Genomic DNA, 24,111 nt, shown 5'->3' with positions numbered 1-24,111 from the left:
GCTTTGCGATTGGTGGTCACCTCACGCACCGACGGTTTCGCCGGTTGCTGCCTCTTCGGCGGCGATTTCTTCCTCGGTGATCCAGCCGGCCTGCTTGCGAGCGGCAAGCACCATCTGTTCGGCTTCGGCGCGCGAGACACCGTGGCTGGCGAGCACGCCCGGGTAGACCTTGGTCTCGCCGTCCTTGCGCTCTTTCCAGCCGATCAGGTCGTCGGCGGCATAGCCGGCGAAGTCCTCGATGGTCTTCACACCGTCCTCGCCAAGCGTCACCATCATGGCGGTGGTGACGCCGGGGATCTCGCGAAGCTCGTCCTTGACGCCTAGCGCCTTGCGCTTTTCGTCATGCTCGGCCTCGATCTTTTCCAGATATTCGCGGGCGCGGGTCTGGATTTCCGAGGCCGTGTCCTCGTCGAAGCCGTCGATCGAGGAGATTTCGCCGGAATCGACATAGGCGACTTCCTCGACGCTGGTGAAGCCTTCGGAGGCAAGCACCTGGCCGACCATCTCGTCGACGTCGAGGGCTTCCATGAACAGCGCAGAACGCTCGACGAATTCCTTTTGGCGGCGCTCGCTCTCTTCTTGCTCGGTCAGGATGTCGATATCCCAGCCCGTGAGCTGCGAGGCCAGGCGCACGTTCTGGCCGCGGCGGCCGATGGCCAGCGACAGCTGGTCGTCCGGCACCACCACCTCGATGCGCTCGGCATCCTCGTCGAGCACCACCTTGGCGACCTCGGCCGGCTGCAGCGCGTTGACGATGAAGGAAGCGGCCGAAGGCGACCACGGAATGATGTCAATCTTCTCGCCCTGCAATTCGCCGACCACCGCCTGGACGCGGCTGCCGCGCATACCGACGCAGGCGCCGACCGGATCGATCGAGGAATCGCGCGAGATGACGGCGATCTTGGCGCGCGAGCCGGGGTCGCGGGCGACCGACTTGATCTCGATGATGCCGTCGTAGATTTCCGGCACTTCCATGGTGAAGAGCTTGGCCATGAACTGCGGATGGGTGCGCGACAGGAATATCTGCGGGCCGCGCTGCTCGCGGCGCACGTCGTAGACATAGGCGCGGACGCGGTCGCCATACTTATAGTTCTCGCGCGGGATCAGCTCGTCGCGGCGGATGATCGCCTCGCCGCGGCCGAGATCGACGATGACATTGCCGTATTCGACGCGCTTCACGGTGCCGTTGACGATCTCGCCGATGCGATCCTTGTATTCGTCATACTGGCGATCGCGTTCGGCCTCGCGAACCTTCTGCACGATGACCTGCTTGGCCGACTGGGCGGCGATACGGCCGAAATCCATCGGCGGCAGCTGCTCGGCGATGAAGTCGCCGAGCTGGGCGTCGGGATTGCGCTCGCGCGCCGTGGAAAGCGCGATCTGCGTCGCGTAGTCCTCGACCTTCTCGACCACTTCCATCAGCCGCTGCAGCTTCATCTCGCCGGTGTTCGGGTTGATGTCGGCACGGATGTTGGTCTCCTGGCCATAGCGGGAGCGCGCCGCCTTTTGGATCGCATCGGCCATGGCGGCGATGACAATCTGCTTGTCGATCGACTTTTCACGCGCGACCGCGTCGGCGATCTGCAGCAGTTCAAGCCTGTTGGCGCTTACAACCATTGTCTTTCTCCAGATTTCGTCTCGGACACGCGGCCCGGCGGCGCTATCAACTTTCCTGTTCGGTTTCGTTTTCCTCGGCGGCGTCTTCTGCTTCGCCGCGGCGTTTCCTGGCTTCCTTGCGCGCTCGATTGTCCTTCGATAGGGCATCGCGGATGAGATCGTCGGTTAGCACCAGCCGGGCCTCGGCGATCGCGTCATACGGCACACGCACCGTCGGCTCCTCGCCATAGGCCGCCTTGTCACGCTCGACCAGGATGCCATCGGCGTCGGCCTCGGCGATCTTGCCCTTGAAGCGCTTGCGGTCGCCGACGAGGACCGACGTCTCCAGCTTGACCAGATGGCCGGTCCAGGTGGTGAAATCCGACTTGCGCACCAGCGGCCGGTCGATGCCGGGCGAGGACACTTCGAGATGATACGCCTTTTCGATCGGATCCTCGACATCGAGCGCCGGTGACACCGCGCGACTGACTTCTTCGCAATCCTCGACGGTCATGGTGCCGTCTTCGCGCTCGGCCATGATCTGCAGCGTCAGCCCGTTCTGGCCAGTCAACTGAACCCGAACGAGCCGGAAGCCGATCGCCTTGAGCACCGGCTGCACGATCAGCGCAATGCGCCCATCGATGCCGCTTTCGCGGATGATGCGGTCGTCGGCCTCGCTTGCCGCTGCAGTCATCGAATCCCTGTCGCTTTTTGGCTTCCGGCCGGCAGGTAATAAAAAAGAGCGGGACCGGGTGGACCCACTCTTCGTCATACCGACCAAGAATTTGAGGCTGATATAGACGATTGGCGCCGGTGTTTCAAGCCTGCCGGCAAAAGGCGGTGCTCCGCCTTACCTTTGGGCCTCCACGAGCGACGCGGCGATTGCCGCGATCGAACGAAACAGGACAAGCGAATCGTCCTTCGTCGGGAGAAATCCCCGCCGTTGCCAGAACTGCGCCGCTTCCGCATCGACTGCATTGACCATAAGGGCGCGCCCGCCGATCAGGTCCGCTGCTTGAACACACCGCTGAAGTGCATGTTTCACCAAGCCCGTACCGATGCCGCGCCCGGCCCATCCGATATCGGTCGCAAGCTGGCCGAGAAGGAGGCAGGGTACCGGATCGGGCGGTTGTCCTGTGCGGATAGACCGGGGCAAGACAGATGGCACGACAGCCGTCGGCGCCAAACCATAGTATCCGACCACCCGGCCTGCTTCGTGGACAACCAGAACGGCCGTAAAGCCCTTTTCCTGATTGGAAAGCGCGCGGGTTTTCAGCCAGTGATCAAGCGCAGGCTTCCCACAGGAAAATCCAGACACGTCGTGAATTGCGGTAAGCGACTCGGGAGCCGATAAGGCCACGGGTCAGCGCTTCGTCGTGTAACCAGCTTCCCACGGAGCGGGCCGCTTTGCCATTTCCACCATATCGGGAACCGGAGCAGCCGGAGCTGACAGGATCTCCATGAACTCCGCGAATCCGTCCGGGCTCATGCGGACAAGACGGTTGTCCATGAGCACATCCTCGGCCGCGCGCACGGCGGCATCGCGCACGAAATCCGTGCGGGACCGGCCCCGCAGACTGGCGGCGCGATCGATCATCGCCACATCCGCTTCCGGCAGGCGCATCGAGATCGGATATTCCTTGCGCTCGATCGTGGCGGCCATAGCTGTCTCCTTATCGACAATATAGCGACTTGTAGCGCTAAATGCAATACAGAGTCTCGGCTACCTATCTCCGTATAAAGGTCAGATAAGCCGGCCGCCGCCCCTCGCGTATCGCCTTGGCCTCGTAACGCGTGCCGGGCCAACCTTCATAGGGCTGGTGCCAATCCGTAGCCTCTCCAGCCTGCCACTCCAAGGCGCCGTGAGCGCGGCAGGCAAGCAGCGTCCAATTGACATAGCTGTCAATGTCGGAGGCGAAGCGGAACCTGCCGCCCGGCTTCAGGACACGGGCGAAGCGACCGAGATTGGCGGCGCCGACGAAGCGGCGCTTCCAGTGCTTCTTCTTCGGCCAAGGATCGGGATAGAGCAGGTCGATGCCGTCGAGCGAGGCTCGCGGCAGCCAGTCAAGGAGGCGCGTGGCGTCGTCGTCATAGACCCTCAGATTGCCAAGCGGGACCTTGGCAAGCGCCGTCATCATCTTGGCCATGCCGTTGACGAAGGGCTCGACGCCGATGAAGCCGGTCACTGGTGCCTCCTTGGCACGATGCAGGAGATGCTCGCCGCCGCCAAAGCCGATCTCCAGCTGAAGCGCCGAAACCTCGGCCTTGAACAAGGTCGTGAGGTCCGCCGGCGCTTGCGCCATCAGGTCGAGCCGGTATTCGCGCAGGCCGCTTTCGAGGGCGGCCGCCTGCTGCGGGCGTATGGTTTTGCCGTGCCGGCGCCCGAAGAATCCTTCGGTCGCCCGGCTCGGCCTGTCCTTTGCGTTCGCTGGCGTCAGGCGGCAACGGCGTCCTTGAGCGCCTTCGCGAGATCTGTCTTCTCCCAGGAGAAGGATCCGTCGCGACCTGCCTTGCGGCCGAAATGGCCGTAGGACGAGGTTTTTGCGTAGATCGGCTTGTTGAGGTCGAGATGACGGCGGATACCCGACGGCGACAGGTCCATCACCTTGCGCAGCGCCTCTTCGAGCTTCGATTCCTCGACCTTACCGGTGCCGTGCAGGTCCACATAGACCGACAGCGGCTGGGCGACGCCGATGGCGTAGGAGAGCTGGATGGTGCAGCGGTCGGCGAGCTTGGCCGCCACCACGTTCTTGGCGAGGTAGCGCGCCGCATAGGCCGCCGAACGGTCGACCTTGGTGGTGTCCTTGCCCGAGAAGGCGCCGCCGCCGTGCGGTGCCGCGCCGCCATAGGTGTCGACGATGATCTTGCGGCCGGTGAGGCCGGCATCGCCGTCAGGTCCGCCGATGACGAACTTGCCGGTCGGGTTGATGTACCAGTTGCAGTCCTCGGCGATCTTCAGATCGCCAAGCGCCTCGCGGATATAAGGCTCGACGACCTTACGGACCTTCTTGGAGTCCCAGCTGGCATCGAGATGCTGGGTGGACAGCACGATCTGCGTGACTTCCGCCGCCTTGCCATCGGCATAGCGCACGGTGACCTGGCTCTTGGCGTCCGGGCCGAGCTTGCCGGCCTCGCCGTTGCCCTCATGGCGGGCGGCCGCCAGCAATTCGAGAATCTTGTGGCTGTAATAGATCGGCGCCGGCATCAGGTCGGGCGTCTCGCGGCAGGCGTAGCCGAACATGATGCCCTGGTCGCCGGCACCTTCCTCGCCCTGGCGGTCGGCGGCGTTGTCGACGCCCTGACCGATGTCGGGCGACTGGCCGTGCAGCAGCACGTCGATCTTGGCGGTCTTCCAGTGAAAGCCGGACTGCTCGTAGCCGATCTCGCGGATCGCCTTGCGGGCGACCGACTTGAACTTGGTCGGGTTTACCACGGGGTGGCCGGACGCATCCTTGAGGACGTTGCCCGCCTTGTCCTTCTTCAAGAGCGTGTCGGGGACGCGGACCTCGCCGGCGATGACAACGCGGTTGGTGGTGGCCAGCGTTTCACAGGCGACGCGAACCTTCCACGGATCCATGCCTGTCTTCTTGGCTTCGCGATAGACCAGATCGACGATTTCGTCGGAGATGCGGTCACAAACTTTGTCGGGATGACCCTCGGAGACGGATTCCGAGGTGAAGAGATAATTCTGCCGCGTCACGGGTGTCCCCTCTTGAAAAAAAATCGGCAGGTTGCCGATTTTTGGCGCGCCACGTGTTAGCGGTGCCGGGCGCTGCTCGTCAAGCGGCGCGACGGATCTGGCATGAATGTAGGCAAGGCCGGCTATGCCACCGGCGGCAGGGCGCCGCCGGCGGCATAGGTAAATCAATCGGCGTCGTCGGCGGAGAGCGCCTTCACCAGATCGATGATGCGGCGGCGCACCTTCACGTCGCCGATCTTGACGAAAGCCCGGTTGAGCTGAAGCCCTTCGGGACTGCCGCAAAATTCGATGGCGAAGGCCATCGAGGAGTCTTCGGCAAATCCCCGGTTGCCGCTGCCGGTCTCCTCGCCGGGGGCATCCTCGAAAAAGAAGGCGACAGGAACGCTCAGGATGGAGGCGATCGCCTGCAGACGGCTGGCGCCAACCCTGTTCGTGCCCTTTTCATACTTCTGGATCTGCTGAAAGGTGATGCCTAGATTTTCACCCAGCTTTTCCTGGCTCATTCCAAGCATATTGCGACGCAGCCGGATGCGACTCCCGACATGAATGTCGATCGGATTCGGCTTCTTCTTGTTCTCTTCTGTCATTTTTTCCTCGCCGAATTGTTCCGGCTTTTTCTATTTTGTTCCGCCCATATGAAGCCGGAGCCACCTGCCCCAACAGAAACCCTCCAACCGACTTCGAGAAAATTTTAGGCGTTACAGTATGAGTTTCTAATGTGCCGACTGTCAATTCACCCGTAGCCGCTGCCTTACATTCAATGTGAAGGCCCCAAGCGCAAACAGCAACATGATCAGCAATCCGTTAATGCGCCGCTGGTCGGGAGACAGAGGGGCGCGCCCAGAAACCGGCACATGCGCATCGACGGCGCCGCGCGCGTTGACGGCAAGCGCATCGATGATGCGCCCGCGCGAATCGACAACTGCGGAGATGCCGTTGTTGGCCGCGCGCAGCAGCGGCAATCCATTCTCCACCGCGCGAATCTGGGCCTGCCTGAAATGCTGATACGGGCCTGGCGTGTCGCCAAACCAGGCATCGTTGGTGACGTTCACGATGACATCGGACGACGCGGCATCAACGGCCACGAGATCGGGAAAGATCACCTCGTAGCAGATGAACGGCGCGGCACGCAGGCCGCCCGGCAAGCTGATCGGATGTCGCTCGTTGCCGGCGGCGAAATTCATCGGTCCGGCAATGAGCTGGTCAATGCCAAAGCGTTGGAAAAGGTCGGCGAAGGGCAGATACTCGCCAAAGGGCACCAGATGCACCTTGTCGACGGCATCGACGATCTCGCCCTTGTCGCTGATCGCCACCACGGAATTGTAATAACGGCTGCCAGCGCTCGCCGATCCGCCCTCCTCGCGCACGACGCCGGCAATCAGCATCTGACCGTCGGCCAGCATGTCGCCCAACGCCGTCAGCGCGTCCGGACGCTCGGTGAACAGGAAGGGCACCGATGTTTCCGGCCACAAGATGAGCTGCGGCTTGGCATGGCCCTCTTCCGGCGCTTTCCCCGATATCCCGAGCAAAGTCGCGAAGATGCGGTCGCGCACCGAGGCGTCCCATTTTTCGCTGAGATCGACCGACGGCTGGACGATGCGAACGTCGATCGAGCGGGCCGGCTTGACCGGGGCCGCGAGCCTGACATAGCCGAAGCCGACATGGGCGGCGACGAGCATGACGAACAGGGCAAGGCCCAGCCTCAGATGGCGGCGCGCCGCCACCAGCGCTGGAAGGGAAAACAGGAAGACGGCGAGCGCGTTCATGCCGACCATGCCGGTCACCGAAACGCTCTGCATCAGAAGCGGCACCGGCATCGCCGCGTAGCCGACAGCGTTCCAGGGAAAACCGGTAAAGAGAAAATCGCGCAGCCATTCGGCAAGGCCGAAGCCGAAGGCCAGGGCGGCTATGCGGCCGATATCGCTGCTCCAGAACAGCCGAGCTACGACCGTCGCAAAGCCATAGAAAAAGGCAAGCGCAAAGGGAATGCCGACGACGGCGAAGGGCAAGGCCCAGGCGAAATTGTCGGCCTCGACCAGCAATGCCTGGCCGATCCACCAGAGACCGGCGAGGAAGTAGCCGAAGCCGAACCACCAGCCGGTGGCGAAAGCCGGCCTCAGACGCCTGAGCCAACCATCGGATGCCTCACCCGTGGCGCCGTCGAGCAGCCAGACCAGGACTGGAAACGAGACGAAGCAGACCGCGAAGAAATCGTAAGGCGCCTGGGCAAGCACCGCCAGCGCTCCGGCGGCAAAGGCCACCAGCGCCCGCCGCCACCCCCACAGCAGAATTATCCGGCCGGCAAAGCGCTGCATCCAGCTTCCCAAGTCGCGCGAATCAAGGAGTTAGAGGTTTAACAGGCTGCGGTGCCCGATCCAAACCCGGATAAGCGCGGCCTGAGCCCAGGACCGCGTGCTTGAACTGATCGTCGATCGGCAGCCGCTCCAAGTCTTTTTACGCAATTCCGGACGGAAAACCGCTACGCATTTTTCCTGGATTGCTCCAGGCGATCAGGCCTGTTCAGTGCGGGCGGCGCGGCGGCGCTGACGCTCGCCCTTCGGGCTCTGCACGATGCGCACGCGCTTGACGCGGCGCGGATCTGCGTCGAGCACATGAAACTCGAAGCCGGGAATGGCCTGCACGACCTCGCCCCTGGCCGGCACCCGGCCGAGCGTGTTGAAGATCATGCCGCCGATGGTGTCGACATATTCGCCATGCTCGCCGGCGGCGAAATCCTCGCCGATCATCTTGGCGACCTCGTCGATCTCGGCCTTGCCGTCGACCACGAAGACGCCGTCGCCGGTCTGCGTGATCATCGGCTCGTCGTCGTCATGCTCGTCCTCGATGTCGCCGACCACCATCTCGACAATGTCCTCCAGCGAGGCGAGGCCGTCGGTGCCACCATATTCGTCGATGACCAGCGCCATCTGCGTGCGTGTCGTCTGCATGCGGCCCATCAGGTCGGAGGCCAGCATCGAGGGCGGCACGAACAGCACCTGGCGGATCAGGTTGAGATCGCCGATGGTACGCGCGAGATCGACTTGCGCGAGGTCGAGCGCCGTCGTCACCGGGGCCTTCGCCCTGGCGCGGCCCTTCTTGACGCGCGCGACCTTGGTGATGTGGGCGAGCACATCGCGAATGTGGACCATGCCGCGCGGATCGTCCAACGTCTCGGAATAGACTGGCATGCGCGAATGGCCGGACTGCTCGAAAAGGCCGAGCAGGTCGCCAAGCGTGGTGTTGATCTCGACCGCCTCGATATCGGCGCGCGGCACCATGACGTCCTCGACCCGCACTTCGCGCAGGCGCAGGATGTTGTTGAGCATCGCGCGTTCGCCGGGCGAGAAGGCGCCGGCATCGGTGGCCGTTTCGGCAAGCGCGCCGGCAATCTCCTCGCGCAAGCTGGTGCCGTTGCGGTGCCGGAACAGGCCCAGCACACGGTCGAAGAGGGAAGGACCGGCATGCGTCGGCTCCGTGGCCGCGCCGCCGGTGGGAATACTCGGACTTGAGCCCTCTTCCGTCTTTTCGGAAGGCTTGGCAGCACTGCCGGCGTCCGGGCTGGCGGCAGTTTCTGGTGTGTCGTTCATCGCCATCAGGTCAATTGAGCTTTTTTGTTACGCGTAGGGATCGGGAATGGCAAGCCTCGCAAGCGCGGCGCGCTCGATCGCTTCCATCTCCTCGGCCTCGTCGTCGGTCTCGTGATCATGGCCCAAAAGATGCAGCAGACCATGGATAACGAGATGGGTGATATGGTTCTCAAGCGGCTTGTCTTCCAGTGCGGCCTCGCGCGCCACCGTCTCGGAAGCCAGCACGATGTCGCCCAGCATCGGCGGCAGCTTGCCGCCTTTCGGAAACGGAAAAGCCGGAAAAGACAAGACGTTGGTGGGCTTGTCCTTGCCGCGCCATTCCGCGTTGAGCGTCTGGATATGAGCGTCGTCGGAAAAGACGACGCTGAGCTCGGAGGCGCCCCTCGCTCCGGTCTCGGCAAAGGCGGCTGCAACGGCGCAATCGACGAGCCGCGCCAGTTCGGCCTCCGTCGGCCAATCGCCGGCCTCAACGAAAATATCGATATCGACCGGCGTCTCGCCGCTGGATGCTGGATTGTCAGCCATATGGCCTTTTGATCAGCTTTCGGCGCCCAGGCCCCGCGCCAGCTTGCCGTCGCGGTCATAGGCCTTGACGATCTCGGCGACCAACGGGTGGCGCACCACGTCGCCCTCGTTGAAGCGGACGGTGACGATGCCGGGCACGCCGTCGAGGATGCGCAGCGCCTCGACCAGCCCCGACTTGGTGTTGGGCGGCAGGTCGATCTGGGTCGGGTCGCCGGTGACGATCATGCGCGAGTTCTCGCCGAGACGGGTCAAGAACATCTTCATCTGCATCTGCGTGGTGTTCTGCGCCTCGTCCAGGATCACCGCCGCATGGGCCAGCGTGCGGCCACGCATGAAGGCCAGCGGCGCGATCTCGATCACTTCGGCCGCGATCGCCCGCTCCACCTTGTCGGCCGGCATCATGTCGTAGAGCGCGTCGTAGAGCGGCCGCAGATACGGGTCCACCTTCTCCTTCATGTCGCCGGGCAGGAAGCCCAGCCGCTCGCCGGCCTCGACGGCTGGGCGCGACAGCACGATGCGCTCGACCATGCCGCGCTCCAAGAGCATCGCTGCATGCGCGACCGCCAGATAGGTCTTGCCGGTTCCTGCCGGGCCGATGCCGAAGACCATTTCAGAACGCTCCAGCGCCCGCATATAGGCGTCCTGCGTCAGCGAACGGGCGTAGATCGTCTTCTTTCGCGTCGAAATCTGGGCGGCCGAAACCTTGCCCTTGCGCTCCATGGTGGGCAGCGTCAGCTGATCGTCGGCGGCAATCGCCATGCGCACGGCGCCGTCGACGTCCGACTGGCCGATGTCGACACCCTTCTGCAGGATGCCGTAGAGCGTATCCAGCGCGCGGCGCGCCTGTTCGGCGGCTGAGGCCGAACCCTTGATCGCAAGCTGGTTGCCGCGCGAGCGGATATCCACGCCGAGCTTCTGCTCGAGCCGCGCCAGGTTCTCGTCGAACTGACCATAAAGTGCGCTGGCAAGCTTGTTGTTGTCGAAGGTCAGTACGATGTGCGCCATATCGGAAGCCCCGGTCGCCTGGTTCTGGGGCAGATTCTTCAGTTCGGCAGCGCTCAACCGTCTCTCCTCATCTGCCGAGGCCCGTCAGGCCAATTCGGCGAACAGGCTGTTGGGGCCTGTCTTCGTGATTCGCACGTCAATAATGTCACCGATTCCACCGGCCTTGTCGTCAACAATCACCGGGTTCAGCCATGGCGAGCGGCCAAGAATCTGACTGGGGCGGCGACCTGGCTTCTCGATCAGCGTGCTGACGGTTCTGCCGACCAGGCTGGCTATGAAATTCTGCTGCTGATCGTTGATCAGCGCCTGCAGGCGCTGCAGCCGTTCGTCCTTCATAGTTTCGGAAAGATGGCCGTCCATCTCGGCGCCCGGCGTGCCAGGACGTGTGGAATATTTGAAAGTGAAGGCGGAGGCATAGCCTACCTCGCGCACCAGTTTCAGAGTCGCTTCAAAATCCTCTTCCGTCTCGCCGGGGAAGCCGACGATGAAATCGCCCGACATGGCGATGTCGGGACGGGCGGCGCGGATACGCTCGATGAGCGCCAGATAGTCGCGTGCCGTGTGCCTGCGGTTCATCGCCTTCAAAATCCGATCAGAGCCCGACTGCACCGGCAAATGCAGATAGGGCATCAAGGCGGGCAGGTCACGATGCGCGGCGATCAATTCGTCGTCCATGTCGCGCGGGTGGCTGGTGGTGTAGCGCAGCCGCGCCAGTCCGGGGATTTCCGCAAGCCGGAACAGCAGGCGGCCGAGACCCCATTCCTGACCGTTTTCACCGGCGCCGTGCCAAGCGTTGACGTTCTGGCCGAGCAGGGTCACCTCGCGCACGCCGGCCTCGGCCAGGCGCTCCGCCTCGGCGACGATCTGCGCCACCGGGCGCGAGACCTCGGAGCCGCGCGTATAAGGCACCACGCAGAAGGTGCAGAACTTGTCGCAGCCCTCCTGCACCGTGAGGAAAGCAGTGACGCCGCGCTTTGCCAATTCGGCGCGCTTCGGCTGAGGCAGATGCTCGAACTTGTCCTCGATGGCGTATTCGGTTTCGACGATCTTCTCGCCGCCGCGAACCCGCGCCAGCACGTCCGGCAGCCGGTGATAGGTCTGCGGGCCGATGACCAGATCGACCGCCGGGGCGCGGCGGATGATCTCGGCACCTTCGGCCTGCGCCACGCAGCCGGCGACACCGATCAGCAATTCACGGCCGGCCTCGGCGCGCTCGGCCTTCATGTCGCGGATGCGGCCAAGCTCGGAATAGACCTTCTCAGCCGCCTTCTCGCGGATATGGCAGGTGTTGAGCAGCACCAGATCGGCGTCCTCGACGGCGTCGGTGGCGACATAGCCGTCGGCGGCCAGCGCGTCGGTCATGCGCTGGGAATCGTAGACGTTCATCTGGCAGCCATAGGTCTTGACGAAGACCTTTTTTGCCGTGCTGGCCGAGTGCTCGGCGGCAGCGCCGATGCCGTGGCTTTCAATCGTGTTCAGTTCCATCGGGCGGCTTCTACCGCCTTTCCGTGACAAAAAACAGACGATTTTGCCCGAAGCGCGCCGCGCAGCCCGGACTCACCGGCTTTTGGCCGGATCGGCGAGGATGCCTTGCATCATCTCGCGCACCTTGGCTTCCATCAGCCTTGCCGTTTCCTTGCGGCTCGAACCCTTGGAGAACGGCACCGGCTCGCCGAAATGCACCTCGGCATCGATCGCGCCTTCGGCGAGCAGGGTTTTGAGGTGCGGCATCAGATCCTGGTCGCCGATCCAGGCGGTGATCGGCCGATGGCGGCGGCCCATCGGCATGCCGTGCAGCCGCGTATAGGCAATCGCCACGGGCTGGATGAAGACCTGTTCCGCCGCGCCTTCCGAAATCGCTATGGAGGCCGCGCCGAACAGCGTGCTCTTGAACGGCAGCACCAGGTTGCCGTCGCCGGTCGAGCCTTCGGCGAACAGCACCATGGCGTCGCCTTTCGCCATCCTTTTGGCGATTTCGCTTGCCTGGTCGCCGGAGGTGCGCTTGCGCTCGCGCTCGATGAAGACGGTGCGCTGCAGCTTGGAGAGCATGCCGATGAGCGGCCAGCCCTCCATGTCGGCCCTGGCGATGAACTTCACATCGGCGAAGGAACCGAGCACCATGATGTCGGTCCAGGAAATGTGGTTGGCAGCCACCAGCAGAGGGCGGTCTTTGGCCAAGCTGCCCGTCACATGCACCCGCATGCCCAGCGCCCGCAGGACCATGCTGTGCCAGATCTTCAGGATGACAGTTTCGGGCCACAGCCCCGTCCTCATCGACAGGATCTGCAGCGGCACCAGCACAAGGGAACAGACGACGACATAGAAGAGCGCCAGGAAGATCCGCAGTTTCTCGATCATTCGCTCCGGCCCCAACGTTACAGCGCCGTGCACCTTGGGGCGCGCAAAGGACGCTGTAACACTCCCACTTGGCGCATGATCCTTTCCGAAAATCGGTGCCGATTTTCGGGGTCATGCGCGACTGTGGCTAGCGAAGATCGCGGCGCATGACAAGCGCTCCGGTCGGGCCGCGCTCGGTCGAGCGGTAATAGTTCGGGCGGTGACCGACCTGGATGAAGCCGAGCCTGCGGTAAAGCCCGATCGCGGGCGCATTGGTCTCATCGACCTCGAGGAAGAGCGCTTCGGCGCGCTGCGCATGAAGCTCGCGCAGCACGGCGTCCATCAATTGCCAGCCAAGTCCCTGGCGGCGATGGCTACGGGCAACGGCCACGGTCAGGATCTCGCCCTCACCGGCCGCGAGCCGCGCCAGCACGAAGCCGACGGGCGGCTTGGAGCCCTGTCCCGTCTCACGCGCGGCATAGCCGAAGACCGTGTCCTGTTCGAGGAGTGCCGCAAACTCGCCGTCGGTCCAGGGCCGCACGAAATCCTCGCGGTGCAGCACAGAGACAGCGGCACTGTCGGCGACCGTCAGCGGCTCCAGCGCATAATCCCTGCGGCGCGGCTGAAAGAACGGAATGCGCATCAGAGTTCGTTTCCCTTGTCCTGTCTTGGCAGAATGAAACCCGCCTGAGGCTTGGCGTCGGCGCCGCGCAGATAGAGCGGCTTCGGTTTCTCGCCCGGCTTCTTGGCCGAGGCCAGCCTGGCATAGGTCGCAATATCGGCGGTGGCGGCAATCGGACCGGTGTCGAAAGGACGCCCAGCCGCAGCGGCAATCCGCGGCGCGGCGGTGCCCACCAGGACCGCTTCAGCAGCGATGGCCATGTCCACTAACTCGGAAAGCGTGGCTACCGAAGGCCCGTAAGTCTTGGCTAACATTTTATCATAGAGCGCCGCGTGGAATTCCTCGCGGCCGGCGTCGAGCGCGGCAAGGACCGGGCTCCCGGGAAAGGCACTCGCTCCCTCGGCTGCCAAGGCTTCCAACGTCGTCACGCCGATCGCCGGGATTTTCAGAGCCAGGGCCAGGCCGCGCGCGGTCGAGACGCCGACACGCAGGCCGGTGAAAGAGCCGGGTCCGATCGAGACGGCAACAGCGTCGAGATCGCGATAGCCGATGCCACTGCCTCGCAAGGCCGTCTCGATGACGTCCATCAGATGCTCCGCATGCCCCTTGCCGAGATCGCGCACCTCTCGGGCAAGCTCCTTCCCCGCGTCTGCGTCATAAACACAGGCGGCGCAGAGACTGGCGGCGCAGTCGATGGCAAGCAGTCTCATGCAAGCAGCTTCATAGGGGCAGCTTCATACGGCCGGTTAACGAACTGGATCGAAACACAATTTCCTCTGCCCGGCATGGGCCGCCGCCGCAAGGGCCAGCGCGGAGAAATGTTAAGCGGCTTTGCTTCTAGAGCGTTTCACCGTTTCACGGAAACGGCGAGCCGCTCTATCTCTTTGTTTTGACGCAACTCCGGACGGAAAACCGCTCACACTTTTCCTGGAATTGCTCTAGGGGCGACGGTCACGCCGTCGCGCCAATGCGCAACATGTGGTTGTCCCAGACATAATCCGGCTCGGAACGGGTGCCGCCAGCGCCACCGACGATCTCGCCGGCGCCGGTCGTCGCCATGAAGCCGGCGCCGTCGGGTGCAAGGCCGCAGACCTCGACCAGCGATCTGGTCGCGACCACGCGGCCACTGGCGGCATCGAGCACTGCCAGCGAATTGCCTTCCGGCGAGGTGACGGCGACAGTACCCATCGCGGCATTGGCGGCGACCGAGCCGATATAGTTGCGGAAGCCGGCGAGCACATCTTGCGGCATCTCCAGGAGTTCGAGCTCCTTGCCGCGCATGGCCCGGCCGACCAGAGCCGGGCGATCGGTCGCCGGCCCGCGGTATTGGCAGCCGAACCAGACGGTGTCCGCCTGGTCGCGGTCCATATGGCGGATCGAAAGCTGACGCAGCGCCGGCGGCAATTCGTGCTTTTCGATCAAGTCGCCGGTTAGACGGTCGACCAGCGTGTAGGAGGGCTTCATCGTCGCGATGTTGAGCTCGGCCCTGCCATAGTCGGGATGGGTTTCGATGCCGCCATTGGCGATAGCCAGCGTTCGGCCATCGCCGAGCAGGAGGAGCTCGTGCGGCCCCACGCCATAGGTCGGGAACTCGCCGATGCGGTTGAACTTTGCCTTCGCGTCATAGACGCCGACGACACCGGCCGCGTTGTCGAAATCGTTCTCGGTCGCATAGAGCAAGGCGCCGTCGGATGAGAACACGCCATGGCCGAAGAAATGCCGGCCGGCGATGCTGGCAATGGTCAAAGGCTTGTCGCGGCCTGCATGGTCGAAGACAACGGCGAAGGTGCCGGGCTGGCGGGCAAAGACCACCGAGCGCTTCGACACCGGATCGAAAGTGACGTCATGGCCGCGATCCGGCAGATCGACCGTGTGCAGGATTTTTCCCGCCTCGGAGAGCACGGCAGCACCAAAACTGCCGTCGCGCTTGACGAAGGCCGTCGCAAACACCGCATCCGCGGCTAGCGTATCGGCCCAGGCGTGCGGCGCCATCGCGGCTGCGAAGCCCGCGCCCGCGGCGCGCAGGAAATCGCGGCGGTCTATGAGGGCGGCTCTCACGGCATCAATCCCCGTCCAGCGAGGAGAAGCCGGCGGTCAGGCCGAATTCGGCGGTCATCCTGGTGCCGATCAAGGTCGACAGGCTCGAGGTGATTAGCGCGAAATGCTCGATCTTGCCGCGTAGCGCAGGGTCCGTGAGCGCTTTGTCGATGGGACCGGCGACCGATTTCGCTGTTGTCACGCCGTTGATGAGCTGGATCTGGATGGATTCGGCCATCCACTGCGCGTCGGCCGGCAGCGCATCGCCGAGCTTCGAGGCCTGGAACAATTGACCGATGCCGGACAGGTTCCCGGCCAGCGAAGCAGCCGTATTCCGCGAGCGCCAGTAGATCGCCTGCTTCGGCTTGTCGGCGTCCGGCTTGGCGCCAAGAAAGCCCTTGAGCCGCACGTCGCGGATCATGTCCAGCTCATTGATGAAGACGCCGACCAGTTCCGTCACCGCTTCGTTGCCGTCGCGGTAGAGCGGGTTCTTCGGTCCGGGATTGGCCCAGAGCGAAGCGAAGCCGTCGGGCTTTTGCCAGGCGTCAACCACCTCGCCCGCCATCGTCTTGATGTTGCCGGCAACCGCCTCGCCATAGGCGCAGCGGTAAGGATCGTCTTTCCCGGCAAGCGTTTCGGCGCCGTCGCCGAAGAGCACATATTCCAACGCGCCGAGGCCCTGCATGGCGACGCTCTTTTGCGCCAGTTGCGCCGGATCGGTGGCTGACAGATCCTTCGATGCGAGCGTGGCCTGCACTTGCCTCAGGCCGATGCTCTTGCGGTCTGGCCAATAGAGCATACGCTCCAGCCGGTTGTTTTCCTTGATCGGCCCGAAGGCAATGATCTCGGCCACAGACCAGGCCTCGACCGTGCCGGAAAACGCCGAACGCGCCGCTTCGAGATTCATTTCGGACGGCGCCTCGCATAGCTGGTGCATCGCCTTGGTCAAGCCCGCCGCATGCTCGTCGAGACCAGCATAGGCGGGGCGAACGAACCCATCGATCGCGCGCCCGATCACGTCGGAAGCCTTGACCGCGGCCGACGCCGGCAAGGCGGTGGCCAGGAGCAGTGGAAGAGCAAGGGCGGCAGCCAGACGTTTCGACATCAGAGCGACGCGTTTTACCATCAGAGGGACTCCAGGAATTTGATCAGCGCCTCACGATCGGCCGCGGCGGCGCCGGCAAAGCGATCGCGCGCCTTCTGGCCCTCGCCGCCATGCCATAGGATCGCCTCGGCAAGCGTGCGGGCGCGGCCGTCATGCAGATAGAAGGCATTGCCGTTGACTGTCGCGGTGAGCCCGATACCCCAGAGCGGCGGGGTGCGCCACTCGCTCCCCGTGGCTTCTCCAACCCGTTGTCCGTCCGCAAGGCCCTCGCCCATGTCGTGCAGCAGGAAGTCGGAATAGGGCCAGATCAGTTGGAAGGCCTGCGCCTTGTTGGGCGTGCCGCGCATGGTGACGAATTTCGGCGTGTGGCAGACAATGCAGCCTATTTCGTAGAACTGCTTCTTGCCAGCAAGGACGTCGGGCTTGTCGATGTCGCGACGCGCCGGCACCGCGAGATTCCGCGAATAGAAGGTGACCAGGTCCATGACGGGCGGAGGCGCTTCCACCGCGCCCAGTCGTTCCTGGACACCGTTCGGCAGCGCAAGGCAAGTCTTCTGCGCCTCGGTGCAATCGCCCCAATGCTTCGGCATTTCCGGGGTCGAGATGCCGATGTCGCCTGCAAAAGCATCGGCCGCCTGCTGGCGGATCGAGGCGGTCTGCGCCTTCCAGCCGAAGCGGCCCAGGATCACCGCACCGCTCAACTCGTCGCGCACGATGTTCGGCCGGCCCGAGATGCCGTCGCCGTCGCGATCGTCCGGATCGGCATGAGCGAGGATATCGGCCGGCGCGATCTGCTCGATCAGGCCGAGCCCGATCATCGGCGGAGTCAGGCGCGGCGACAGCGTGGTGCGCGCATCGAGCGGGCCATAGCCGAGATTTTCGACGGAATAGTTCGGCTTGCGCAGCGCAACGACAGCGCCGTCGCCGAGCGTCACCTTTTGCTCCTGGTAATCGACGCGCACACGGCCTTCGCCCTTGAGGCCCGGAACTGCCAAATCCTGCAATTGCGCGCCATAGACCGGATCAGGAAAGTTCAGCACCTTGTGGCCGGCAAGCGCGGCCTTTTCCTCGGCGTTGCTTGCGTCGCGCGCGAGCCTGAGGAACATCGACGTCGATCCGGCATCACCTTCCGGCGGGCGGCCGCGGCCATCCTTCAGATGGCAGTTCTGGCAGGCGCGCTCGTTGAAAAGCGGGCCAAGACCGTCGGAAGCCTGCGTCGACGAGGGCGACGACACCCAGTTCTTGCGGAAAAGCGCGTTGCCGAGCTTGAAATTGCCCTCTTCCTCGAAGGTGATGTTGGCTGAGGGCTGCGAGAAGGCATCGCGGTTGATGTCCTTGAGCGACGTGCCGGCGCCGCCCTGCATCAGCTCGAACGGCTCGGGTCTGATGAAGTCGGTCGTTGGCCTGGTGACGGCCAGAACCCGCGCCTGGTCTTTCGGCGTCAGGTCGGTGCGGCTCGTCGGCAGAGCGGCCGGTTCGCCGGCCATCGCGGGGACGGAAAGCGCGATCACCAGCAAAAGCGAAGCCCCGCTGCCGATCCGGCATCGAGGGGTCTTCCGAAGCGGCGGGCCGTCAATTGCGGCCCACCGCGCGCGGCGCGAAAGATCTAGGGGGCGCCGCATTCTCGCATGTCCTTACTCCGCCTCGTTGACCGGGTCGGCGTTGAGCAGGCCGTATTTTTCCTCGCCGATGGAGGCCAGCAGGTCGAGCTGCGTCTCCAAGAAGCCGATATGGCCTTCCTCGTCGGTCAAAAGTTCCTCGAACAGCTTCATCGAAACGAAATCGCCGGCTTCGTGGCAGAGCTCGCGCGAGCGCTTGTAAGCGCTGCGCGCGTCATATTCGCCGGCCAGATCGGATTCGAGCACTTCCTTAAGGTTCTGGCCGATGCGCAGCGGCGCAACGGACTGCAGGTTGGGATGCCCCTCGAGGAAGATGATGCGCGCGATCAGCCGGTCGGCGTGATGCATTTCCTCGATCGATTCCGCCCGCTCCTTTTTTGCCAGCTTCGTATAGCCCCAATCCTCGAGCAGACGATAGTGCACCCAGTACTTATTGACGGCTCCAAGCTCAAGGAACAGAGCTTCGTTAAGCCGCTCGATGATCTGAGGTTCGCCTTTCATGTGTTCTGCTCCCGTATTGGCCGCGTAAGCCTCGCACGCGATCCAGGTGTGAAACGATATCCACGTCTCCAACCTGTGAGCGGGCGTGATAGTTCTCGGTGACCCTGATGATGGTTTCCACCACGTTTGGGAAACAGCCGCAACAGCGGCCGCGCTTGCCCATCGCGTGATAGACCTTCGCGGGCACGATCAGCTGCCAGGGATCCTGATCCAGCAGGTCGACGATCGTCTGCTCGATCTCCTTTTCGGTGATGATGTTGCAATGGCATATCAGCATTTCACTTGCTCTGGCTGACGGCGCCGGTCCGACGCCGCTTGGCTTGGACTTACTTCGACGTGTTACTTGAACACCTTGTCGGGAGCGTCCAGGCTGTCGGAGCCCTCGAAGGCGATTTCCTTCAGTTTCAGGGTACCTACAGCACGCTCGATCGACTTGGTCTGGTCGATCAGCGCGTCGATGGCCGCTTGCACGGTGGCGTTGCCTGCGGTGTTGCCTTCAGCAATCTGCTGGTCATAGGCCTCGCCGGCGAGCGCGCGCGCCTGGATGGCCTCCATCTTGGCGACGGTTGTATCCAGCTTTGCCGACAACTCCCTGTCGATCGCCGGATCGGCGGCTTTCACCATGTCGGAGACCGACGGGCCAGAAACCATGGAGCCGTCCAGCCGCTTGTAGCTGGCACGGTAGGCGTCGCGGATGCCCACGGCATCATAGAGATGCGAGACGTGGGTGTTGTCGGAGAAACAGTCCTGCTCCTCTTCAGGATCGTGCAGCAAGAGGCCGAGCTTCATGCGCTCGCCCGCCAGTTCCCCATAGGAGAGCGATCCCATGCCCGTGAATATGGTGGAGATGCCGGTATTCGCGTCACCGTCGGTGAGGTTCTTACGCGCGGCGCCGTCCTGCTTCCAGTCGTCGACCATCTCCCGCAGATCGGACACCAGAAGGTCGCTGGCCGATTTCAGATATTCGGCGCGGCGATCGCAATTGCCGCCCGTGCAGTTCTTGACGTCGTAATCCGTATAGGGCCGCGCGCCGGCGCCCGGGCCGGTGCCGTGCAGGTCCTGTCCCCAGAGCAGGAATTCGATGGCATGATAGCCGGTCGCGACATTGGCTTCGACCCCGCCGGCCTCCTGCAGCGTGCCCGAAAGGAACTCGGGCGTCAGCTTCGAGGCGTCGACCTTCTTGCCGTTGATCTCGATTTCCTTGTGGGCGATGACGTTGGCCGTGTAGAGCGCGTTCTCGTCCGACTCGGTGCCGTAGCTCTTGGCGACATAGTCGATCAGGCCCTCATCCAGCGGCCAGGAATTCACGCGCCCTTCCCAGTCGTCGACGATCTTGTTGCCGAAGCGATAGACCTCTGTCTGCTGGTAAGGGATGCGCGCCGCTTTCCAGGCTTCGCGCGCGGCGTTCAGCGTGTCGGCGGAGGGGCTGGCGATAAGCGCATCGACAGCCTTGTCCAGCGTCTGCGCCATGGTCAGCGAATCCTCGTATTTGGCCAGAGCGATGTCGGCATGGGTCTTGATCACCGCCTTGGCGTCGGTCTCGGCTTTCGCCGGCAACACGAACACCACCGCCGTCAGCGCAGCCGTGGCGCAGATTGCCGCCAGCCTGCCGCCATTACGTGCCGTCATTATCCTTCTCCAGTTCTTTGGAAATTCAACAAAATGCGCCCACCCGCGCCGAGGCATGAGCATGCCGGTAAAAATGGTGGCCGCGCCGATGCGCGGTTCGCGATAAAAAAACACCCACTTGCCTCCAATCGAACGGGTTCAAGGCCCAGACATCAAAGGAATGCGCTTATGCGCGCGTCTCCCATAAAGCGGCGGCGAGGCAAAAAGTCAATTGGACAACGCAAAAAATGCAATTGAAACAACAGTTTAGAATTATTCTAAACTAGAACTGTCAACTTTAAGGTCCGAAGTTTGCCGCAACGACGTTGACAGGGAGCCGTTCTGGGTGCGACCCGGACGACCGGTCTTGCGGCGGCGCCAGACAATCGCCACCTGCCGCAAGAGCCTAGATTCACAGAGAAAAAGGATTGCGATGACGAACGGGGTTGTGATTGTCGGTGCGGGCCATGCCGGCGTGCAGGCCGCCGCCAGCCTGCGCGAAGAGGGTTATGAAGGGACCGTCGTCCTGATCGGCGACGAGCAGGAACTGCCTTATCATAAGCCGCCGCTGTCCAAGACCTTCATCAAGGATCCCGAAGCCAAGCCGCAGCCGCTGCGCGGCGAAGCCTTTTACTCGGGCAACACCATCGACTACCGGCCGGGCGTGCGCATCGAGAGCATCGATACCGGCACGGGCCGGTTGAATGTCGAAGGCGGCGGCACCCTCGCCTTCGACCGGCTAATCCTGGCGACCGGATCGCGGCCGCGCCTGCTGAAGCTCGACGGCGCCGGCCTCGCCGGCGTGGTCTCGCTGCGCTCGCTGGCCGATGCGCGCCTGATCCGCGAGCTCAGCGCGCAAAGCGAGGACGTGGCCATTCTCGGCGGCGGCTTCATCGGGCTGGAGATTGCGGCGACGCTAAGAGCCGCCGGCCGCAACGTCACCGTCGTCGAGGCGGTCGACCGGCTGCTCGGCCGCGCCGTGGCGCCAGTCATCGCCACGCATGTGCGCCAGCGCATGGAAGCGATCGGCGTGCGCATCCTGACCGGCACCACCGTCGCCCGCCTGGAGGGCGACAACGGCCGCGTCTCGGCCGCGATCACCTCAAGTGGCGAGCGCCTGTCGGCGCAGATGGTGATCATTGGCATCGGCGTCGTGCCCAATGTCGAACTGGCCGAAGCCGCCGGCCTGGCCATCGGGAACGGCATCCGTGTCGATCAGCATATGCAGAGTTCGATTCCGGAAATCCTTTCCGTGGGCGACGCGGCCTCCTACCGGCACTGGTTCACCGGTGGCGACGTGCGGCTGGAATCGGTGCAGAACGCCACCGACCAGGCCAGGCTCGCCGCGCGGACCATCCTGGGCCATGCCGAGCCCTTCACGGCGGTGCCGTGGTTCTGGTCGGATATCGGCGACATGAAACTGCAGATGGTGGGACTGACGCAAGGCGGGGACAGCCACGTGGTGCTCGGCGATCCCGCCGAGAACAAGTTCTCGATCTACCACTATGCCGGCAACCGGCTGCTCGGCATCGAATCCGTCAACCGCCCGGCCGACCACATGCTTGGCCGCAAGATGCTCGGCGTCGGCTTCTCGCCGACGCCGCAGATGGTCGCGGGTGGGCCGGATGCGCTGAAGGCGGCGCTTGCGGCCTTCAGCCAGGACGAACCGGCCAGGGCGACGGGCTGACTGTTCAATCCCATCTGCTGGTAACAGCCCTTGGGAGCGCGAAAGACACCAAACCTTGGCAAACGGGCGCCGCCGACTTATCATAAATTGATAATTTCGGATAATGAAAGATTGTTCCATGCCTGCAAGCTACAGCATTGGCTCCCGCTACGAGGCGTTCGTGCGGGAGCTTGTGGAGAGTGGTCGCTACGCCAGCGCAAGCGAAGTCGTGCGCGATAGCCTGCGCCTGCTGGAGGAACGTGAAGAGCACCGGCAGGCGAAGCTTGCCGCGCTGCGTGAAGACATCCGCAAGGGTGTAGAGAGCGGACCAGCTATGACCGCCGACGACGTTTTCGATCGGCTGGAGAAAAGATACGCGGCTGAAAGCCGTAAATAATGGCTCAGTTTCGCGCCTGCCGCCGTGCAGGACATTGAAGAGGTTGGCGATTACATCCAGGCTGAAAATTCGCCGGCGGCCACCGCTTGATAGCGGCACTTCGAGTGCGATGCGACACTATCTTGGATGTACCACGTGGTGGCGCTGGCTCACGCGATATCCAGGGCATTTTCGATGAAAGGAAAATGCTCAAGGATAGTTGAAGCCGCCCTCTGACTATTTCAGGCCGCGCGCGCGTCGCGGATCGAGCTTTCCAGAATATCCAGCGCCTCGGTCATGACGCCGTCCTGGATGGTGATCGGCGACAGGAAGCGGATGACGTTGCCATAGACGCCGCAGGTGAGCAGGATCAGGCCGTTGTCCAGCGCCTTCAGCCTGACCGCATTGGCGAACTCGGCCGACGGCAGGCCTTTCTTCACGTCGTTGAACTCGACAGCGTTCATGAAGCCAGGGCCGCGGATGTCGACGATCTCGGGCACGTCGTCGCGGATCGATTCCAGCCGCTGCTTCAGCCTGGCGCCAAGCGCATTGGCGCGGTCGCAGAGCTTTTCCTCGTCGATCACGTCGAGCACGGCGTGGGCGGCGGCGACGCCGATCGGGCTGCCGCCGTAGGTGCCGCCGAGGCCACCGGGGCCGGGCGCGTCCATGATCTCGGCGCGACCGGTGACGGCCGAAAGCGGGAAGCCGCCGGCGAGGCTCTTGGCCATGGTGGTGAGATCGGGCGCCACATCGTGATGCTCCATGGCGAACATCTTGCCGGTGCGGGCAAAGCCGGTCTGCACCTCGTCGGCGACGAGCAGGATGCCATGCTGGTCGCAGATCTTGCGCAGCGCTGTCATGAAATCGCGGGGCGTCTCGTAGAAGCCGCCCTCGCCCTGCACCGGCTCGACGATGATGGCGGCGACGCGGTTCGGGTCGACATCGGCCTTGAACAGCTTGTCGAGCGCGGCGAGCGAATCCGCGACCGAGACGCCGTGCAGCGCCACCGGGAAGGGCGCGTGGAAGACATCGGCCGGCATGGCACCGAAGCCGACCTTGTAGGGCACGACCTTGCCGGTCAGCGCCATGCCCATGAAGGTGCGGCCGTGGAAGCCGCCGGAAAAGGCGATGACGGCCTGACGGCCGGTGGCGTTGCGGGCAATCTTGATGGCGTTCTCGACCGCCTCGGCACCGGTGGTGACGAAGATCGTCTTCTTGTCGAACTTGCCCGGCAGCATTCCGTTCAGGCGCTCGGCGAGATGAACGTAGCTCTCATAGGGCACGACCTGGTGGCAGGTGTGGGTGAAGCGGTCGAGCTGCGCCTTGACCGCCTCGATCACTTTCGGGTGACGGTGGCCGGTGTTGACCACGGCGATGCCGGAAGAGAAGTCGATATAGCGGCGGCCCTCGACATCCCAGATTTCCGAATTCTCGGCGCGATCGGCGTAGATCTGCGTCGTCATGCCGACGCCGCGCGAGATCGACTGGTTCTTGCGTTCGGAAATAGCTGAATTCTTCATGTCGTCCCTCAATCGGGCATCCCTGTTCGGGATTGGACCCGTTCCGTTGATCGAAACCCTTCTGACCTTATTTCACGTTTTCCTCAAGTTGGCACGTTGGCCCAGTCGATTGGGCCTGCCTGGAGGGTGGGGAACGAAGGCTCTTAACCAGCCCGGCGATACACGCCTCGGGGATGGTTTCCTTTTCCCACCGATCGATTAATCTCATTTCATCCGCGACGTGCCGCCGTTGTCCAGCCGATAGATGGGTAACACTTTGAACCGGATACATGGGTTACAGTTTTCCCCCTGAGTTGCTGTCCGCCGC

At 63.5% G+C, this 24,111-nt stretch carries 24 protein-coding genes; 2 read left to right on the top strand and 22 right to left on the bottom strand.

Annotated elements, in window-relative coordinates:
• Window positions 1-21 precede the first annotated feature (21 nt).
• The 21 genes from nusA to P9272_RS00020 form a co-directional block, all read right to left on the bottom strand.
• The gene (gene nusA, locus P9272_RS00120) at window positions 22-1,617 is read right to left on the bottom strand and encodes a transcription termination factor NusA (protein WP_128256895.1); all 1,596 of its coding nucleotides are present in this window, start codon (window positions 1,615-1,617) and stop codon (window positions 22-24) included.
• A gap of 46 nt (window positions 1,618-1,663) precedes the next feature.
• Window positions 1,664-2,290: a ribosome maturation factor RimP gene (gene rimP, locus P9272_RS00115; protein ID WP_278157910.1), complete on the bottom strand. Its 627-nt coding sequence runs from the start codon at window positions 2,288-2,290 to the stop codon at window positions 1,664-1,666.
• A gap of 156 nt (window positions 2,291-2,446) precedes the next feature.
• Window positions 2,447-2,956, bottom strand: coding sequence for a GNAT family N-acetyltransferase (locus tag P9272_RS00110; RefSeq protein WP_128256897.1), 510 nt, complete (start codon window positions 2,954-2,956; stop codon window positions 2,447-2,449).
• A 3-nt stretch (window positions 2,957-2,959) separates the two neighbouring features.
• Window positions 2,960-3,259, bottom strand: coding sequence for a DUF1778 domain-containing protein (locus tag P9272_RS00105; protein ID WP_128256898.1), 300 nt, complete (start codon window positions 3,257-3,259; stop codon window positions 2,960-2,962).
• A 64-nt stretch (window positions 3,260-3,323) separates the two neighbouring features.
• Window positions 3,324-4,034 carry a tRNA (guanosine(46)-N(7))-methyltransferase TrmB gene (locus P9272_RS00100; protein ID WP_278158559.1) on the bottom strand — a complete coding sequence of 237 codons (711 nt, stop codon included), beginning with the start codon at window positions 4,032-4,034 and terminating at the stop codon, window positions 3,324-3,326.
• On the bottom strand, window positions 4,031-5,296 hold the full coding sequence (metK, locus tag P9272_RS00095; protein WP_128256900.1) for a methionine adenosyltransferase: 1,266 nt from the start codon (window positions 5,294-5,296) through the stop codon (window positions 4,031-4,033). The genes P9272_RS00100 and metK overlap by 4 nt, the downstream gene beginning before the upstream one ends.
• Before the next feature lie 164 nt (window positions 5,297-5,460).
• The gene (locus P9272_RS00090) at window positions 5,461-5,883 is read right to left on the bottom strand and encodes a helix-turn-helix transcriptional regulator (RefSeq protein WP_128256901.1); all 423 of its coding nucleotides are present in this window, start codon (window positions 5,881-5,883) and stop codon (window positions 5,461-5,463) included.
• A 141-nt stretch (window positions 5,884-6,024) separates the two neighbouring features.
• A complete protein-coding gene (gene lnt / locus P9272_RS00085; RefSeq protein ID WP_278157903.1) occupies window positions 6,025-7,611 on the bottom strand; it encodes an apolipoprotein N-acyltransferase in 1,587 nt (528 codons plus the stop codon).
• Window positions 7,612-7,806: 195 nt separating this feature from the next.
• Window positions 7,807-8,883 carry a hemolysin family protein gene (locus P9272_RS00080; RefSeq protein ID WP_278157902.1) on the bottom strand — a complete coding sequence of 359 codons (1,077 nt, stop codon included), beginning with the start codon at window positions 8,881-8,883 and terminating at the stop codon, window positions 7,807-7,809.
• 27 nt (window positions 8,884-8,910) lie between these two features.
• Complete coding sequence (ybeY, locus tag P9272_RS00075; protein WP_278157900.1) at window positions 8,911-9,408, bottom strand: rRNA maturation RNase YbeY; 498 nt, start codon at window positions 9,406-9,408, stop codon at window positions 8,911-8,913.
• A gap of 12 nt (window positions 9,409-9,420) precedes the next feature.
• A complete protein-coding gene (locus P9272_RS00070) occupies window positions 9,421-10,413 on the bottom strand; it encodes a PhoH family protein (RefSeq protein ID WP_245431563.1) in 993 nt (330 codons plus the stop codon).
• An 84-nt stretch (window positions 10,414-10,497) separates the two neighbouring features.
• On the bottom strand, window positions 10,498-11,898 hold the full coding sequence (miaB, locus tag P9272_RS00065; RefSeq protein ID WP_278157898.1) for a tRNA (N6-isopentenyl adenosine(37)-C2)-methylthiotransferase MiaB: 1,401 nt from the start codon (window positions 11,896-11,898) through the stop codon (window positions 10,498-10,500).
• Window positions 11,899-11,970: 72 nt separating this feature from the next.
• Window positions 11,971-12,771 carry a lysophospholipid acyltransferase family protein gene (locus P9272_RS00060; RefSeq protein ID WP_128256907.1) on the bottom strand — a complete coding sequence of 267 codons (801 nt, stop codon included), beginning with the start codon at window positions 12,769-12,771 and terminating at the stop codon, window positions 11,971-11,973.
• Window positions 12,772-12,898: 127 nt separating this feature from the next.
• On the bottom strand, window positions 12,899-13,393 hold the full coding sequence (locus P9272_RS00055) for an N-acetyltransferase (RefSeq protein ID WP_278157895.1): 495 nt from the start codon (window positions 13,391-13,393) through the stop codon (window positions 12,899-12,901).
• The gene (gene tsaB / locus P9272_RS00050; RefSeq protein WP_278157892.1) at window positions 13,393-14,082 is read right to left on the bottom strand and encodes a tRNA (adenosine(37)-N6)-threonylcarbamoyltransferase complex dimerization subunit type 1 TsaB; all 690 of its coding nucleotides are present in this window, start codon (window positions 14,080-14,082) and stop codon (window positions 13,393-13,395) included. The genes P9272_RS00055 and tsaB overlap by 1 nt, the downstream gene beginning before the upstream one ends.
• 241 nt (window positions 14,083-14,323) lie before the next feature.
• Window positions 14,324-15,430: a DUF1513 domain-containing protein gene (locus P9272_RS00045; protein ID WP_278157890.1), complete on the bottom strand. Its 1,107-nt coding sequence runs from the start codon at window positions 15,428-15,430 to the stop codon at window positions 14,324-14,326.
• A 4-nt stretch (window positions 15,431-15,434) separates the two neighbouring features.
• Complete coding sequence (locus tag P9272_RS00040; RefSeq protein ID WP_128257162.1) at window positions 15,435-16,514, bottom strand: imelysin family protein; 1,080 nt, start codon at window positions 16,512-16,514, stop codon at window positions 15,435-15,437.
• 20 nt (window positions 16,515-16,534) lie between these two features.
• The gene (locus P9272_RS00035; RefSeq protein WP_128256910.1) at window positions 16,535-18,136 is read right to left on the bottom strand and encodes a di-heme oxidoredictase family protein; all 1,602 of its coding nucleotides are present in this window, start codon (window positions 18,134-18,136) and stop codon (window positions 16,535-16,537) included.
• A gap of 12 nt (window positions 18,137-18,148) precedes the next feature.
• On the bottom strand, window positions 18,149-18,634 hold the full coding sequence (bfr, locus tag P9272_RS00030) for a bacterioferritin (RefSeq protein ID WP_278157887.1): 486 nt from the start codon (window positions 18,632-18,634) through the stop codon (window positions 18,149-18,151).
• Entirely contained in the window at window positions 18,600-18,911 is a 312-nt protein-coding gene (locus P9272_RS00025) for a (2Fe-2S)-binding protein (RefSeq protein ID WP_128256912.1), read from the bottom strand. Before P9272_RS00025 ends, bfr begins: the two co-directional genes overlap by 35 nt.
• 62 nt (window positions 18,912-18,973) lie before the next feature.
• The gene (locus tag P9272_RS00020) at window positions 18,974-20,263 is read right to left on the bottom strand and encodes an imelysin family protein (RefSeq protein WP_278157884.1); all 1,290 of its coding nucleotides are present in this window, start codon (window positions 20,261-20,263) and stop codon (window positions 18,974-18,976) included.
• Window positions 20,264-20,675: 412 nt separating this feature from the next.
• Between P9272_RS00020 and P9272_RS00015 the strand changes: the two genes are divergently transcribed.
• Window positions 20,676-21,929 (top strand): FAD-dependent oxidoreductase, encoded by a 1,254-nt coding sequence (locus P9272_RS00015; protein WP_278157882.1) that lies wholly within the window; start codon window positions 20,676-20,678, stop codon window positions 21,927-21,929.
• Between the two features lie 118 nt (window positions 21,930-22,047).
• Window positions 22,048-22,305, top strand: coding sequence for a type II toxin-antitoxin system ParD family antitoxin (locus P9272_RS00010; RefSeq protein ID WP_128256915.1), 258 nt, complete (start codon window positions 22,048-22,050; stop codon window positions 22,303-22,305).
• 221 nt (window positions 22,306-22,526) lie between these two features.
• Here the strand turns inward: P9272_RS00010 and P9272_RS00005 are convergent, their stop codons facing one another.
• Window positions 22,527-23,804 carry a 4-aminobutyrate--2-oxoglutarate transaminase gene (locus P9272_RS00005; RefSeq protein ID WP_278157877.1) on the bottom strand — a complete coding sequence of 426 codons (1,278 nt, stop codon included), beginning with the start codon at window positions 23,802-23,804 and terminating at the stop codon, window positions 22,527-22,529.
• Window positions 23,805-24,111: the final 307 nt, after the last annotated feature.

Source organism: Mesorhizobium sp. WSM4976 (assembly GCF_029625685.1).
Taxonomy (GTDB): domain Bacteria; phylum Pseudomonadota; class Alphaproteobacteria; order Rhizobiales; family Rhizobiaceae; genus Mesorhizobium.
This window is presented reverse-complemented; position numbering and strand designations above follow the sequence as displayed.

Bases quoted from the DNA above. Each gene is read 5' to 3' on its own strand.
- P9272_RS00020 (WP_278157884.1), bottom strand. From the start codon at position 20,263: ATGACGGCACGTAATGGCGGCAGGCTGGCGGCAATCTGCGCCACGGCT.
- lnt (WP_278157903.1), bottom strand. From the start codon at position 7,611: ATGCAGCGCTTTGCCGGCCGGATAATTCTGCTGTGGGGGTGGCGGCGG.
- P9272_RS00060 (WP_128256907.1), bottom strand. From the start codon at position 12,771: ATGATCGAGAAACTGCGGATCTTCCTGGCGCTCTTCTATGTCGTCGTC.
- P9272_RS00080 (WP_278157902.1), bottom strand. From the start codon at position 8,883: ATGAACGACACACCAGAAACTGCCGCCAGCCCGGACGCCGGCAGTGCT.
- miaB (WP_278157898.1), bottom strand. From the start codon at position 11,898: ATGGAACTGAACACGATTGAAAGCCACGGCATCGGCGCTGCCGCCGAG.
- P9272_RS00090 (WP_128256901.1), bottom strand. From the start codon at position 5,883: ATGACAGAAGAGAACAAGAAGAAGCCGAATCCGATCGACATTCATGTC.
- P9272_RS00025 (WP_128256912.1), bottom strand. From the start codon at position 18,911: ATGCTGATATGCCATTGCAACATCATCACCGAAAAGGAGATCGAGCAG.
- P9272_RS00015 (WP_278157882.1), top strand. From the start codon at position 20,676: ATGACGAACGGGGTTGTGATTGTCGGTGCGGGCCATGCCGGCGTGCAG.
- P9272_RS00035 (WP_128256910.1), bottom strand. From the start codon at position 18,136: ATGCGGCGCCCCCTAGATCTTTCGCGCCGCGCGCGGTGGGCCGCAATT.
- ybeY (WP_278157900.1), bottom strand. From the start codon at position 9,408: ATGGCTGACAATCCAGCATCCAGCGGCGAGACGCCGGTCGATATCGAT.
- P9272_RS00105 (WP_128256898.1), bottom strand. From the start codon at position 3,259: ATGGCCGCCACGATCGAGCGCAAGGAATATCCGATCTCGATGCGCCTG.
- P9272_RS00040 (WP_128257162.1), bottom strand. From the start codon at position 16,514: ATGTCGAAACGTCTGGCTGCCGCCCTTGCTCTTCCACTGCTCCTGGCC.
- P9272_RS00070 (WP_245431563.1), bottom strand. From the start codon at position 10,413: ATGGCGCACATCGTACTGACCTTCGACAACAACAAGCTTGCCAGCGCA.
- bfr (WP_278157887.1), bottom strand. From the start codon at position 18,634: ATGAAAGGCGAACCTCAGATCATCGAGCGGCTTAACGAAGCTCTGTTC.
- P9272_RS00055 (WP_278157895.1), bottom strand. From the start codon at position 13,393: ATGCGCATTCCGTTCTTTCAGCCGCGCCGCAGGGATTATGCGCTGGAG.
- tsaB (WP_278157892.1), bottom strand. From the start codon at position 14,082: ATGAGACTGCTTGCCATCGACTGCGCCGCCAGTCTCTGCGCCGCCTGT.
- rimP (WP_278157910.1), bottom strand. From the start codon at position 2,290: ATGACTGCAGCGGCAAGCGAGGCCGACGACCGCATCATCCGCGAAAGC.
- nusA (WP_128256895.1), bottom strand. From the start codon at position 1,617: ATGGTTGTAAGCGCCAACAGGCTTGAACTGCTGCAGATCGCCGACGCG.
- P9272_RS00010 (WP_128256915.1), top strand. From the start codon at position 22,048: ATGCCTGCAAGCTACAGCATTGGCTCCCGCTACGAGGCGTTCGTGCGG.
- P9272_RS00005 (WP_278157877.1), bottom strand. From the start codon at position 23,804: ATGAAGAATTCAGCTATTTCCGAACGCAAGAACCAGTCGATCTCGCGC.